Annotated in this window: 11 protein-coding genes; 7 read left to right on the top strand and 4 right to left on the bottom strand. The window is 61.3% G+C overall.

All coding sequences use genetic code 11. The features are described 5' to 3' along the window. On the bottom strand, window positions 1-336 hold a 336-nt coding region (locus HX839_RS25900; protein ID WP_177067906.1), incomplete at its 3' end, for a hypothetical protein. On the opposite strand from HX839_RS25900, the gene HX839_RS25895 reads away from it, so the two are divergent. From HX839_RS25895 to HX839_RS25875, 5 genes are all read left to right on the top strand, one after another. After that, window positions 286-2,259, top strand: coding sequence for a BapA/Bap/LapF family large adhesin (locus HX839_RS25895; RefSeq protein WP_256344759.1), 1,974 nt, complete (start codon window positions 286-288; stop codon window positions 2,257-2,259). The two genes, HX839_RS25900 and HX839_RS25895, sit on opposite strands and share 51 nt — an antisense overlap. A gap of 182 nt (window positions 2,260-2,441) precedes the next feature. Then, window positions 2,442-3,839, top strand: a complete 1,398-nt coding sequence (locus HX839_RS25890) for a TolC family outer membrane protein (RefSeq protein WP_173883061.1) — start codon at window positions 2,442-2,444, stop codon at window positions 3,837-3,839. Continuing rightward, window positions 3,836-6,019: a type I secretion system permease/ATPase gene (locus HX839_RS25885; protein ID WP_177067905.1), complete on the top strand. Its 2,184-nt coding sequence runs from the start codon at window positions 3,836-3,838 to the stop codon at window positions 6,017-6,019. The genes HX839_RS25890 and HX839_RS25885 overlap by 4 nt, the downstream gene beginning before the upstream one ends. Window positions 6,020-6,045: 26 nt before the next feature. Beyond that, window positions 6,046-7,236, top strand: coding sequence for an HlyD family efflux transporter periplasmic adaptor subunit (locus tag HX839_RS25880; protein WP_087693464.1), 1,191 nt, complete (start codon window positions 6,046-6,048; stop codon window positions 7,234-7,236). A 35-nt stretch (window positions 7,237-7,271) separates the two neighbouring features. Continuing rightward, window positions 7,272-8,135 (top strand): S9 family peptidase, encoded by an 864-nt coding sequence (locus tag HX839_RS25875; RefSeq protein ID WP_177067911.1) that lies wholly within the window; start codon window positions 7,272-7,274, stop codon window positions 8,133-8,135. Here the strand turns inward: HX839_RS25875 and HX839_RS25870 are convergent. The 3 genes from HX839_RS25870 to HX839_RS25860 form a co-directional block, all read right to left on the bottom strand. Continuing rightward, window positions 8,132-11,185 (bottom strand): UDP-N-acetylmuramoyl-tripeptide--D-alanyl-D-alanine ligase, encoded by a 3,054-nt coding sequence (locus HX839_RS25870; protein ID WP_177067904.1) that lies wholly within the window; start codon window positions 11,183-11,185, stop codon window positions 8,132-8,134. The genes HX839_RS25875 and HX839_RS25870 overlap by 4 nt on opposite strands. Before the next feature lie 239 nt (window positions 11,186-11,424). Next, entirely contained in the window at window positions 11,425-11,625 is a 201-nt protein-coding gene (locus HX839_RS25865; RefSeq protein WP_003212332.1) for a hypothetical protein, read from the bottom strand. Window positions 11,626-12,182: 557 nt separating this feature from the next. Further along, window positions 12,183-12,527 carry a cupin domain-containing protein gene (locus HX839_RS25860; protein ID WP_003212331.1) on the bottom strand — a complete coding sequence of 115 codons (345 nt, stop codon included), beginning with the start codon at window positions 12,525-12,527 and terminating at the stop codon, window positions 12,183-12,185. Between the two features lie 389 nt (window positions 12,528-12,916). On the opposite strand from HX839_RS25860, the gene kynB reads away from it, so the two are divergent. Together kynB and kynA are read left to right on the top strand one after the other, a co-directional pair. After that, window positions 12,917-13,567, top strand: coding sequence for an arylformamidase (kynB, locus tag HX839_RS25855; protein ID WP_087693454.1), 651 nt, complete (start codon window positions 12,917-12,919; stop codon window positions 13,565-13,567). Next, window positions 13,564-14,421, top strand: coding sequence for a tryptophan 2,3-dioxygenase (kynA, locus tag HX839_RS25850; RefSeq protein WP_008436669.1), 858 nt, complete (start codon window positions 13,564-13,566; stop codon window positions 14,419-14,421). The genes kynB and kynA overlap by 4 nt, the downstream gene beginning before the upstream one ends. Window positions 14,422-14,475 lie beyond the last annotated feature (54 nt).

Raw genomic sequence — 14,475 nt, 5'->3', positions numbered from 1 at the left:
GCCGATGCCGACGCCGACGCTGATGCTGATGCGGACGCCGATGCTGACGCTGACGCTGACGCGGATGCGGATGCGGATGCGGATGCGGATGCGGATGCCGACGCTGATGCTGATGCTGATGCGGACGCCGATGCCGATGCTGATGCCGATGCTGATGCTGACGCTGACGCGGATGCCGATGCCGACGCCGACGCCGACGCCGACGCCGACCTCGAAGCCTTCGACGACCTCGCTACCGGCGAAGTAACCATCAAACCCGTAACATCCAACACCGGCCTGGCCGATATGCGCGTGTTCACCCTGTTGGGTGTCGGCGGCATCATTCTGGGCGATCACACCAAGCAGCAGGAGTTCTCGGTTGCCGAGGGTTCCAGCGGAACGCTGAACCTGCAGTTTGCCCAGGCCGACCTGGTCTCGCTGTTGGGCGGTGGCTTCACTGCGACGCTGGAAGTGAGCGACGGTGCCGGTGGATGGTTGCCGGTGCAGCAAGGCAGCAACGGTTCGGGCTTGCTCGACCTGTTGGGGCTGTTCGGACAAAGCTCCAGCGCCAAAATCGAAGGCCTGGAAGCCGGGCAGTATCGCTTTACCCTCAAGCTCGACCCCAACCTGGTCAGCGTTGGTGCAGGGGCCACGGCCAAGTTGAGCGTCACCAATGACAGCCTCACCGACTTCACCGGGGAAGCAGGGCCGGATGTCACCGGCAACGTCATCACCGACCCGGGCATTGGCGGTAAACCGGATGAACCGGGAACCGGCGGGCCAGTGAAGGTGCAGGTCGAGGTCAACGGCGAATTCGTCGATGCCGACGCCACCACCGGCACGGTGCTGCAGGGTCAATATGGTCAGCTGACCATCTTCGCCAACGGCGAGTACAAGTACACCCCGAACGGCGATGTCGCCAGCATCGGCAAGGTGGATGCCTTCGAGTATCACCTGGTCAATGGTGCCGGTGCTTCGGCCTCGGCAACCTTGTATGTGCGTATCGACAGCCCGAGTGTCAACGTGGACTGGAGCGCTACCGATCCATCTGCGCCCGGCGTGATCAACACGGTTGCCAATGATGACCTGGGTTCGGCACAGATCGACATCGTCAACCTGGTCACCCAGGCCGACCTGGCGACCCTGAGCTACAACCTGGCACTGCTCGGCAGCAGTACGGGTACGGGTGCCGAGATCAACGTTGCCACGGGCACGACCGCAGAGCTTGCGATCAACGTCACCGTCACCGGCATTGCGTTGTTGCCAGGCACGACCGTCAATCTGCAGAAGTTCATCGGTAACGAATGGGTCACGCAGCAGACCACTACCCAGGCGAACCACACGTTCCAAGGGTTGGATGCCGGGACCTATCGCGTGACCGGGACGACCGGTGCCGTGCTGTCGCTGAGTGCGCTGCACATTGCGCAGAAGCTCACTACCACCTCCCTCACGGAGTTCGTGACCGGTGCAATGAGCAATGCGACTGGCAACCTGCTGTCCGACAGCTTGTCCGGGCCGGATGTCCTCGGTTCGCCGCTGACGGTACTCAGTGTGCTGGTCAACGGGGTCTATGTGATTCCTGGGCAAACGGGGACGAAAATCAACGGTGACCACGGCACATTGACCGTGTTTGCCGATGGTAAGTACGTCTACACCCCGCATGCCGGGCTGACGCTGGACGAGATTGGCCAGGTGGATAAATTCACCTACAAGCTCACCACGCCAACCGGCCAGGAAGACACCGCCGACCTCTACGTGCGCATCGACTCGCCGGATCGCGACCTGGTCTGGGACGACGCCAACCCGGGTGCGCCAGCCACTGAAGGTGCCGGCATTGCCGCTGCCCACAGTGCGGTGGACCAGGCGGCGGATGACGGCGCCAACGTTGACGGCGATCACCACGATGCCGTGGTGGCCGACGACACCGACTTCACCCATGTCGATGCTGGCGCGGGTGCAGACGGGTTGTTGTGGGAAGGCGGCGATGCAGCCATCAACCTTACCGACCTGATTGGCACAGTCAACGGGGTGCACAGCATCGACCTGAACGATGTCAGCGCCGTCGACCTGACCCTGAGCCTCGAAGACCTGGTGTCCATCACCGGGCCTGAGTCGGATCGCTTGATGATCCAGGGCGACGATCAGGACAGCGTGCACCTGACAGGTGACTGGAGCGCCGGTGCGACCCAGGTAGAGAACGGTCTTGAGTACGTGATCTACACCAGTCCGGAAGATGAAACCCATCAGCTCTGGGTGCAGAGCGGCATCAGCGTGGTGTAACGCCACCCCTGCCGGCCGGGCCGCGAGGCCCGGTTTTCCCTACCAACGGTAATGCAGCGATGGGCCGTGACGTCAGTCACGGTCCGTTGTTGTACTCATCAGGTTTGACAACAGTCAGGTGACTAGCAGTGAGGCAAAAGAGTTTGGCCAAGCAGCTGTCTGCCGTAATTCTGGCAGTCGCAATGATCGCGCCCGAGCGTGCGCCGGTCATGGCAGCGTCGTATATCGACGATGAAGAACGCGTCAACATCATCAGCCCGAGCAACCTGGGCACACATTTACCCGGTGGGCCAACGGGCGTCAGCGCACCGGTGGCACCCGAGCATGTCATACCGAGCAACCTTGACCTGACACGCGCCATTCAACTGGCGGTGGAATGGCACCCGGCAATTTCCGAGGCGATCGGCCAGCTGTACCAACAAAACGAGAACGTGAACATCGCCCGTTCCGGTTATTACCCGCAAGTCAGCGGCGGCTTCAACTCCGGCTACGACAGCGGCCTGAGGGGCAACGGCCAGAGCCGTGCGTTTTCGTTGTCGGCGTCGCAGATGCTCTATGACTTCGGCAAGGTCTCAAGTTCTGTCGACAGTGCGCTGGCGCGGGTCAGTGCCAGCCAGGCGTCGGTGTTGCTGTCGATCGATCAGGTGGCGCGCGATACCTCGTTCGCCGTGATCGAACTGCAGCGCTCGCAGTTGCTGGTGCAACTGGCTCGCGAGCAAATCGACGGCATTTCGGCGATTGCAGAGCTGGCCAAAAAGCGCAGCGACATGGGCGCCAGCACCCGTTCGGACCTGATCCAGGCCCGCTCGCGGGTCGAGGCCTCGGTGGCGACGCAATTGCAATTCACCGCGCAATTCAATCGCTGGCGCAGCACGTTGAGCAGCCTGCTTGGGTCGCAGGCGCCAGTGAGCGTGGCGAATGGTTTTCCGGCAAGCCTGGAGCAATCCTGCGTGGGCGTGGTACCCGATGCGGCAGTCACGCCGACCCTGCTGATCGCCCAGGCGCAGCGTGTCGATGCGCTGGCGCTGATTGCGCAAGCCCGTGCCGAGGCGTTGCCGACCGTGTCGCTGGACCCGTCCATCACGCACTACCTGGACAACAACGACGACAGCAACGTCCCCGGCGGCCGCGACCGTACCCGTTATGGCGTATTTCTCAACGTGAAAATGCCGCTGTACCAGGGCGGCGCAATCACCGCCCGCAAATCCGCCGCGCAACAGGCCCTGCGTTCCGCCGATGCCGCCAACGACGCCGCGCGCCTTGCGGTTCGCCAGGGGTTGCTGGAGGCGCGGGATCAAATCTCAAGCCTCAGCCAGCGGCTATCCACCCTGGATTTTCGTGAGCGCAGCATCTCCGAAACCCGCGACCTGTATCGCCAGCAGTACCTCGAACTGGGCACACGGCCGTTGCTCGACCTGCTGAATGCCGAGCAGGAAATTCACCAGGCACGCATGGACCGGGAAAACACCGCCGCTGACCTGCGCCGCCTGAAAATCGATTGCCTCTACAACACGGGCGCACTGCGCACGGCGTTCCACCTGGACAACAGCACCCTGCAAGGTGTGGAGATTCGGCCATGAATGATGCTGTGATGCTTGCGGACGAAACCAACGCAGTACAAACACCGCTGAACCCGGCGCCCGCAGTGGATTATGACGTGTGGCTGGAGGCCGTCCTGAGCGTGGCCCGGCATTACCGCCTGGAATGCTCGGCCCAAAGCGTGCGCATCGCCGCACAATGGACCGAAGGCGCTTCGGTGGAAGAGGTGGTACGGCAGATGGCCCGCCAGGCGGGGTTGAACTGCGTGATTGCCGACTTCAGCGAAACCACGCTGATGCAGCGCCAATTACCGGTGGTGCTGCAATTTGCCGACGGCCAGGTGGGTGTGCTCGAAACCCTCGGCGACGGCGACAACCTGGGCATCGCCTACAGCGGCGACGGCGGCCTGCAAAGCCGGCTCACCCGCCAGGACCTGTTGGAGCAAGCGCGCAAGAGCGTGATTCTGCGACCCATGGCGGCAATGCGTGACCGGCGTGTCGACGACTACATCAAGCCTTACGAGAAGGCGTGGTTCAAAAACATCGTGCTGCGCGACCTGCGGCCCTATGGCTATGTGATGCTCGCTTCGCTGGTCACCAGCGTGCTGGGGTTGGCCGGGGTACTGTTTTCGATGCAGGTGTACGACCGGGTGATCCCGGCCGAATCCATGCCCACCCTGTATGTGCTGTTTGGCGGGGTGATGCTGGCGCTGGTGTTTGATTTCATCATGCGCATCACCCGTGTGCGCATCACCGACATGCTCGGTAAACGCGCGGATCTGCGTGTTTCCGACCTGGTGTTCGGGCATGCCATTCGCTTGCGTAACAGCGCCCGGCCGAAGTCCACCGGCTCGTTCATTTCGCAGCTCAAGGAACTGGAACAACTGCGTGAGCTGATCACCTCCAGCACCGCCACGGCGCTGGCCGATCTGCCGTTCTTCCTGCTGTTTCTGGTGATCTACTGGTTGATCGCCGGCCCGCTGGTGGCGGTGCCAATGGTGGCTGTGCTGTTCCTGATAGTGCCCGGGCTGTTGGCGCAGAAAAAACTCGCGGCACTGGCGAATGAGTCGATGCGTGAAAGCTCGTTGCGCAGCGCCATGCTGGTGGAGACCATACAAGGCCTGGACGACATCAAGGCGTTGCAGGCCGAACAGCGCTTCCAGCAACAATGGAATCACTACAACGCCACCTGCGGCGACGCCAGCCTGCGCCTGCGCATGCTCACCAACAAACTGGTGGCCTGGAGCAACAATGTGCAGGGCTCGGTGTTTGCCGTGGTGGTGGTGTTCGGCGCGCCCATGGTCATGGCCAGCGACATGACCACCGGTAGCCTTGTCGCGGCGTCGATCCTGGCGTCGCGGATGATGGCGCCGATGTCCCAGATCACCCAGGTGCTGACGCGCTGGCAGCAGGCCAAGGTTGCGCTGCAAGGCCTGAACCGGATCATGGAATTGCCGGTGGACCATCCCGAGGGCAGCAAGCGCGTGCACCTGCCGGTGATCAAAGGCCAATACGCGCTGAGCCAGGCCACATTCCAGTATTCCGACGATGCCCCCGTACCGGCGCTGCGTGTGGCCGACCTGAAGATCCAGCCGGGCGAGCGCATCGCGATTCTGGGGCGTAACGGCGCGGGTAAATCTACGCTGTTGCAGGCATTGGCCGGGATGCTCGACCTCAAGGCCGGCACCATCAGCCTGGATAGCGTTGCCCTCAGCCACATCGACCCCGCCGACGTGCGCCGCGACGTGGGGCTGATGACACAAAACTCGCGGCTGTTCCACGGCACGCTGCGCGACAACCTGATCATGGGGGCGCCGCATGCCAGCGATCAGGAAATCCTCCAGGCCCTGGCGCTGACCGGTGCGGACGACTTCATCGGCAAGTTCGCCGACGGCCTGGACCACATGATCCTGGAAGGTGGCCTGGGCCTGTCGGGCGGGCAGCGTCAGTCGCTGCTGCTGTCGCGGCTGATGATTCGCCAGCCGCATATCGTGTTGCTCGACGAGCCCACCGCGTCCCTGGATGAAGCGACCGAGCGCCAGTTGATCCACAACCTCGACCGCTGGGCAGCCCACCGCACGCTGATTATCGCCACGCACCGCATGAGTGTATTGAGCCTGGTGAATCGGGTGATCGTGGTCGATAACGGCCAGATCATCGTCGATGACAGCAAAGCCAACGCGATTGCGCGCCTGTCCAAACCGAAGGGGAAAACCCAGTGAAAAGCCCTGCGCCGAAAACCATACCCCTGCTCGCCACCGAAGACGAAGGCGCCCGGCATACCCACGACGGCGTGGATGAACGCACCGTGGTGCGCGCCACGCGCGTGGTGGGCTGGGTGTTTGTCATGCTGATTGCGTTTGGTGCCTGGGCCTACTTTTTTGAAGTGGACGAAGTCTCGACGGGCAGCGGCAAAGTCATCCCGACCTCGCGTGAGCAAATCATCCAGTCGCTGGAAGGCGGCATCGTCACGGAATTGAATGTGGGGGAGGGCGATATCGTTAAAAATGGCCAGACGTTGGCCAGGCTTGACCCGACCAAGACCGAATCCAACTTTGATGAAAGTGCCGCCAAGTACCGGGCGTCGCTGGCCAGCGTCGCGCGTTTGCAGGCCGAGGTAGACGGTAAACCGTTACTGTTCCCCCCGGAGCTTGAGCGTTACCCCGCACTGGTGCGCGCCGAAACCGACCTGTTCAACACTCGGCGCAAGGGCCTCGAAGAATCGTTGGCCGGCGTGCGATCGTCGCTCGGGCTGGTGCGTAGCGAGCTGGAAATCACCGAAAACCTGGCCAAGGTCGGCGCCGCCAGCAACGTTGAGGTGTTGCGCCTCAAGCGCCAAAAGGCCGAGCTGGAGTTGAAACTGACCCAGGCCCGCTCCGAGTATATGGTGCGGGCCGGTGAGGACCTGGCGAAGGTCAATGCCGACGTCGAGACGCTGTCGTCAGTCATGCGCGGGCGCTCCGACTCGGTGACCCGCCTGACCCTGCGCTCGCCGGTGCGCGGTATTGTCAAGGGGATCGAGGTCACCACCATCGGCGGGGTTATCCCGCCCAACGGGCGCCTGATGCAGATTGTGCCCCTGGATGAGCAGTTGTTGATCGAGGCGCGTATCTCCCCGCGAGACATCGCCTTTATCCATCCCGACCAGGTGGCCAAGGTCAAGATCACCGCCTACGACTACGCCATTTATGGCGGCATGGACGGCAAGGTCGTGACCATTTCTCCGGACACTATCCAGGACGAGGTCAAGCCAGAAGTTTTTTACTACCGAGTGTTCATCCGCACCGACGCTGACACCTTGAAAAACAAGGCCGGCAAGTCGTTTTCGATTGTGCCTGGGATGATTGCCTCGGTGGATATCAAGACCGGCCAGAAAACCGTGCTCGACTATTTGATCAAGCCCATGAACCGTGCGCGGGAGGCCTTGCGCGAGCGTTAGGCGAGGTGGCTGTGGCCAGGTTTGCGTTGTGGTGGATGCTGTTGTGGGCCGGCGTGCCGGGCGCGTGGGCCCTGAGCGAGGGGTCGACACCGTTGCTTTGGAACACCCCGGCCGACCAGTCGACCTGCAACCAGGTCGACTCTGCACTCTGGGTCGAGTTGGCCGGGGGCGATGAGTGCATTCGCTATTTTTCCGGGGCGGTGCTGAGCCGTGCGCCCGTGGTGATCGTGATGTTTCATGGCGACCGCAACGTGGAAATGCACCGCTCGCCCGAGTCGATCCTTGGCAATACCCTGGCCGCCAAGGCCAGGCAGGCCAAGGCCCTGAGCCGGCGTGCGGGCGTACCGGTGGTGATTGTGGCGCGACCTGGCACCTACGGTTCCAGCGGCAACCATGGGCAGCGGCGCCAGGCGCGGGAATTCATTGTGCTGGACGCTGCGCTCAACGAGCTGCGCAAGCGTTACGGCATCGGGCAGTTTGTGTTGCTGGGGCACAGCGGCGGCGCCACGGTGGCCGCGGCGTTGTTGACCTTGGGGCGTACCGATGTGAAGTGTGCGGTGATGACTTCCGGCGCGTTTGCCCTGGTGCAGCGCGCGCAGATGTTGCGTCAAAGCAAAGGCCTGCCTTCGCGTCCGGGACGCGACACCAATGGTTTATTGCACCCCTACGATCCCCTGGAGCACCTGGCCGGCATTGCCGTTGCGCCTGCGCGGCAGTTGTTCGTGATTGGCAGCGTGGACGACCAGGTAACCCCATTTGTGTTGCAGGAGCGTTTTTACCGGGCGTTGATTCGCGCCGGGCATCAGGCGCAGTTGGTCAAGGCGCAGGGTGTGCCTGCGATGTTTCACCAACTGCGCAATGACATTGGCCTGAAGACAGCAGCGGGCTGCGCGGGCTAACCCGCCGGCACCGCCTGTTCGGTCGTGTTCAGCCAATCACAGATCTGCGACAACCCGGTACCACCGGAGCTTTTCACCAGTACCCAATCCCCCGCCTGGAACCACTGGCCGGGGTGGCGCGCCAACGCCTGGCCTAATGCCGTGGCATCCTCGAACCACTGCACTGACAGCTCACTGCGCAGCACCCGGTACACCTCACGCATCAGCGGTCCGCACAGCACCAAATGCCGGGGCGCCGCCGCGCGCAGCGAGTCAGCCAATTCCAGGTGGTAGCGCTGGGCGTCGGGGCCCAGTTCCAGCATGTCGCCCAACACTACTACCCGGTGCCGCGAGGCCACGGGCAGGTCGGCCATCGAGCGCAAGGCCGCAGCCATCGAGCCGGGGTTGGCGTTGTACGCATCGTTGATCAGCTGGAAATGCCCGTCGGTGCATTTGATCGAGCGGATATTGCCGCGACCTTCCACCGGTTGGAAGCCGGTCAGCACTTCCAGTGCCTGGTCGGCGTCAAGCCCGGCGGCGAACAGCGACGCCAGCACCCCCAGTGCGTTGAGCACCATGTGTCGGCCGCGAGCACTCAGGCTGAAATCCAGCCGTTGCGTGTCACGTTGCGCGGTGACGTAGACCCGGTCGGCCTCGCTGCACACGTCGAGCAGGCGCACATCGGCATCGGCGTGTTCGCCATAGCTGGTCACGTGCAAGCGCGCGACTTCGGCGGCCTGGGCGAACACCTCGTAGTGCGGCATATCGCGGCACAGCACCGCGTGCCCACCCGGTGCCATCGAGCGGAAGATCGCGCTTTTTTTACGCGCCAGGTTTTCCAGGGTGCCATGGTATTCCAGGTGCGCCGGAGCCAGCCCGGTCACGATAGCAATGTGTGGGCGCACCAGCTCCGAGTTAATCGGCATGCGGCCCACGGCCATTTCCAATACCCAGAATTTGGCCAGCCGGGGCATGCTCGCCAGGTTCCAGGCGATCCCATGGGGCAGGTTGGCGTTGGCCTCGGTGTGGCCCACTTCGCCCCAGTGTTTCAGGGCGTGGCCGAGCATGGCGACCACGGTGGTTTTACCGAAGCTGCCGGTGACGCCGAACACCTGGCCAGTGAATTGCTGCCTGGCGTATCGACCCATTTGCAGCATGGCCTCGCTGGTATCGGCGACCTGTAACACCGGCAGGCCGCTGTCCAGGTAGGGCGTCGGGTCTACACACAAGAACGCCGAGGGGCGCCGCTCAGGACTGGCCTGGGCCCAGCGCAGCGCTGACTGCACTTCGTTCGGTCCCACCTTGCTGGGGTGCCGATTGAGCATGCGCTGGGGTTTGAAAAACTGCATGGACGGCGTCAAACCCGACGTGTACCAACCGGGCGGCGGCTGTTTGGCCCAGGTGCCGTGTGTCACCCGAGCCAGGGTGTTGGCGTCCCAGACCCAGCCGAGGGGCGCTGCGTCCTGGGCCAGGCTCACTTGCGGCGCGCCGTCGAGCAGGTAGCGGTGGTAGGCAATCAGCCCCGAGAGGTAATGCTCCACGTCGTCGATGCGCACCCTGAACGCGTGGTGACGGATAAAAAACGAACCGGCAATGCGCGCAGGATTGGCGAAATACATCGCCGTTTCCGGCCAGAAATACCCGTTGAACAGATAGCGCGCACGATGATGCAGGGCGCGGTAAAACGCGTGCAGGTCGATCTCGGTGAGCAGGTGGCGCAATTGCGCTTGCTGGGCGATGCGTTCGAGCATCTGCTGCGCAGCCATCATCAATTCCAGTAGCGTCGGAAAGGTGGTGATGCGCTGTTGCACGAACCCCAGATAACCGGCGACGTTATTCAGGCCGAAGCGGAAATACTTTTCGTCAGGTCGGTAGCGGGTCAGTTCGTTCACGCAATAGCTGAGCCAGTGATCGTGCTCGCGCCAGTGCTGTTTTTCGATGAAGTAGTCGAAGGCTTTTTCCACCACGGTTAACCAGCGCTCATCGCCGGTGAGGCCGTACAGGCGGATCAACCCGAACGCGGCCTCGCCGTCATAGTAGATGATCCGGAACGCCTCTTTGACGGTAAGGTCACGGCCATGCAAGACGTGCACGAAGGCGCCGGTGGTCGCGTCCTGCATCCAGGCCATGCCATTGGCCAGGGCTTCCAGCACGGGTAGATAGTGGCGGGTGCCGGTGATTTCGCTGTATTTGACCAGCGCCAACAAACACACGGCATTGCCGCCCAGTTTGATCTCGTCACCGGTGTCCAGCAGATACGCCGCCACACTGCCGTCGGGCAGCGCGTAGGACTTGATCAGTTCCTGGGTAAGGTAGGCCAGCGAGCGGTCGATGGCGGATTTAAGCGCCTCGTCGCCGGTCAGTGCCCAGGCCTCGATCATCGAATAGGTGGTACTGGCGTGGCGCAGGGTGTTGTAGTTTTTTATCGCCCGGTCAAAGCACGGGAAGTAGCCGTAGACGAACTGGCCGCCGCCCTGCACCTGAGTGCTCAGGTAGCTTGCGGCGCTGATGATGCTCGCCTTTACCATGCCGGGCTCCAGCGCTGCGAGGGTGCGCCAGCCGGTTTCTGTCGGGCCAGGGTTCAGCGGGTGGGGCACGCCGTCTTCGGCACAAAAAACGCCCTTGGTGTCGAACAGGAACACGGGGGTCTCGGGTTCAAGTGTGGCGATCAGGTCGGCTGTATTGAGCCCGGTAAAACGGCGCCTGGCGTACACCGAAAAATTGCCGGCATTGAAGCTCGCGTGATTGATAGCGTTGCCGCCATACAGGATCGCGTTGGCGTTCAGTTCCTGTTCGGTGATCGCGATGTGCAGCGCCGCATCGAAGGCGATGCCGCGCCGGAAGTAATTACGCTTGTGGCGCTTGAAGCGCGCATTGAGTTCGGCCCAGGTGATGGCGGTTACGTTGATCGCGCATTCGACGCGTATCCATGAACGTTCGACGATGTTGCCTGACTGCGCACGGTCTCGTTCGTAGGCTCCCTGCAAGCGCTGCACACCGGTTTGCCAGGCGGCTTCGAAGTTATCTGCCGTGATATGAAAAACATGCGCGCGCTGGGTGCCGTCGCTCATGGAGAAAAACAAGGTACAGGGCTGCGCGGTGTCTGATGATACAGCAGGCCCATTCATTTCTTTGCTTAGATGAGCATAACAAGCAAGCCATTGCTGTTTCACAGGCATAGTTCATCACCAGTCTTTAACTTGGAGAGGGGTGGCGCGCAGTGTTCATGATTAAACTGCGCGCCAGCTGATAAATAAGCAGAAAGTTATGCCGCACAGTTTTATAAAGGCAAATTAACCAGGCTTATATATCAAGAGCAGAGCGATGAATCCTCTTTCTCCGGCTCCAGCACGGAGGGCGGGACTTGGCTCTCGTATTGCTGGAGATGGTCACGAATCAGCTTGCGAATAACCTGAGAAATAGTAAGGTCAACTTCCTCGGACAGCGACTCCAGACGCTGCTTGGTCGGGAAGTCGATGAGAATGGTCAGACGTGTTGTTTTTTCAGGCATTTTCTTGATCCTTTTACAAAAGCGCGGTCTCGACTGCCGCGTGCAGTAAGTGCTGGAAGACGTGTGGAGTCCTTAGAACAAACCAATGGGGTAATCAACTGATTCATTGGAGTCTAATTCAAATCGCTGCGCGTTTTCCATCAATGTGCAGTGAAGGTTGCGATTATGTGAAGTTCTGCACCTTCTCCGTACCTCTTATTATCATCGGGTTATAATGCTATGAGATTCGAGTATAGACCGGTTGCAAGAAAGCTATCTCAAAGTGTAGGGGGTGTCAAAAGTCAATCTTATCTATAACTAAAGTAGTGGTTGTACTGTTTGGTGAGTTTGATTATGTATTTTGCGCATTACGTCATGAGATTTTTTCAAGAACTTGGTGCTCACAATATTCTGTCACAAAATACTAATTGATTGTTTTCGAATATCAAGGGTTGTTGTCACGTATAACAGCGATTGTTATTGGAAGAGGGGCAGGGAGGCGCTGCTTTTATCAGAAGGGCGCGACGGTCGTCGTTGAGGTAAAAGGGGCCAGGGCGACCCCTTTCCAGGAGGTGGGGTCAGGCAAACACAAAATACTTACGCACCGTCTCGACCACTTCCCACGTCCCCTTCATCCCCGGCTCCACCACAAAGATATCCCCAGCCCGCAAATGGATCGGCTCCAGGCCGTCCGGGGTGATCACGCAGTAGCCTTCCTGGAAGTGACAGTATTCCCACTTCACATACTCCACCCGCCATTTGCCCGGGGTGCAGATCCAGGTGCCCATGATCTTGCTGCCGTCCTCGCTGGTGTAGGCGTTGAGGTTGACGGTGTGCGGGTCGCCTTCGAGTTTTTCCCATTTGCAGGCGTCCAGCACCGGCAGTGGATGGGTGTCGCGCAGTACGGTGATTGGCTTGGACATGATGATTCCGAGGCAGTGGAAGGGAAGTCCGAACCCTATCGCCTTGGGCGGCCCGCCAGTGGTCTGGACTCGACATCGGGATGCCCAGAAGCGCAGTCATTTGCACATCCGTGAATCACCGCCAACCCCTGTGGGAGCCGGGCTTGCCCGCGATGGCGGAGTGTCAGGCGATGGAAGGGCACGCTGTGCCGACCTCATCGCGGGCAAGCCCGGCTCCCACAGGGGATATTTGTTGTGTGAAGGATTGAGTCGGTACGAAATATCTGTGCGCCAATCAGCCATTTCCTCGCAGTAAGTGCGAAAGATTTCCCGCTTTGCGCTGGAATTCGCAAGAATATTTACAGCCGGCCCTCGTATCATTCACCCTAGTAACGACCGAGAGCCTTGAAATGAATCCAATAAAAACGTGGTGGGACATCAGCCCGCCCTTGAGCACCGCGACCCCGACCTGGCCGGGTGATACGCCGTTTCAGGAAGAGCGGGTCTGGCAGTTCGGCCCCGAGTGCCCGGTGAATGTCGGACGCATCACCCTGTCGCCCCACACCGGCGCCCATGTGGACGCGCCGTTGCACTACAGCGCGGACGGCGCGCCGATTGGCGAAGTGTCTCTGGATGTGTACATGGGCCCGTGCCGGGTGCTGCATTGCCTGGGCAGCGGCGCGCTGGTGCAGCCGCATCAGTTGGAAGGCCGCCTGGAAAACCTGCCGGAGCGTGTACTGTTGCGCACTTATCAACAGGCGCCGCTGGATGCCTGGGATTCGAATTTCACCGCCGTCGCCCCGCAAACGGTCGAGTTGCTGTTCAGCCTCGGTGTGCGCCTGATCGGTATCGACACACCGTCCCTGGATCCGCAGCAGTCCAAGACCATGGACTCCCACAACGCCGTCGCCCGGCATGGCATGGCGATTCTCGAAGGCATCGTCCTCGACGACGTGCCGGAGGGCGATTACGAGTTGATCGCGCTGCCGCTGCGTTTTGCCAACCTCGATGCCAGCCCGGTACGAGCCATTCTCCGCCCGCTCAAGGAGCCCACGCGATGAGCCAGTGTCCTTTCTCCCCTGACTACCAGCCGCCGGAAGAATGGCATAACGCCGAGCTGAATTTTTCCGAGTCCATGAGCTACGGCGACTACCTGGACCTGGGCAAAGTGCTCAGCGCCCAGCACCCGCTGTCGCCGGACCACAACGAGATGCTGTTCATCATCCAGCACCAGACCTCGGAGCTGTGGATGAAGTTGATGCTCCACGAACTCAAGGCCGCCCGCGAACACGTGCGCCTGGGTGAGCTGCCGCCGGCGTTCAAGATGCTGGCGCGGGTGTCGCGGATCTTTGACCAGTTGGTGCACGCCTGGGCGGTACTGGCGACCATGACGCCGTCGGAGTACAAGTCGATCCGCCCGTACCTGGGGCAGTCGTCGGGTTTCCAGTCGTTCCAGTACCGGGAAATCGAATTCATCCTCGGCAACAAAAGCGCGGCGCTGTTGCGGCCTCATGCCCACCGGCCGGAGTTGTTGAAGGAGCTGCAGGTGGCGATTGCCACGCCGTCGCTGTATGACGAGGCGATCAACCTGATGACCAAGGCCGGGCTGGCGATCGACCCCAAGCGCGCCGAACGCGACCCGACGGCGCCGACGGTTCACGATGATTCCGTGGAGGCGGCGTGGCGCGAGGTTTATCGCGATCCGAGCCGGTATTGGGACCTGTACCAATTGGCCGAAAAGTTTATCGACCTGGAGGATTCGTTCCGCCAATGGCGCTTCCGCCATGTCACCACGGTGGAGCGGATCATTGGCTTCCAGCCTGGTACGGGCGGCACCGAAGGCGTGGGTTACCTGCGCAAGATGCTCGACACCGTATTGTTCCCCGAGCTGTGGCGAGTGCGTTCCACGCTGTAATCAAGGCCCAACAAAAAGCCCCGGTACTCATCAGTACCGGGGCTTTTCATTTGG

Origin of the sequence: Pseudomonas sp. I8001 (genome assembly GCF_013385345.1) — a bacterium.
Lineage (GTDB): Bacteria > Pseudomonadota > Gammaproteobacteria > Pseudomonadales > Pseudomonadaceae > Aquipseudomonas.
This window is presented reverse-complemented; position numbering and strand designations above follow the sequence as displayed.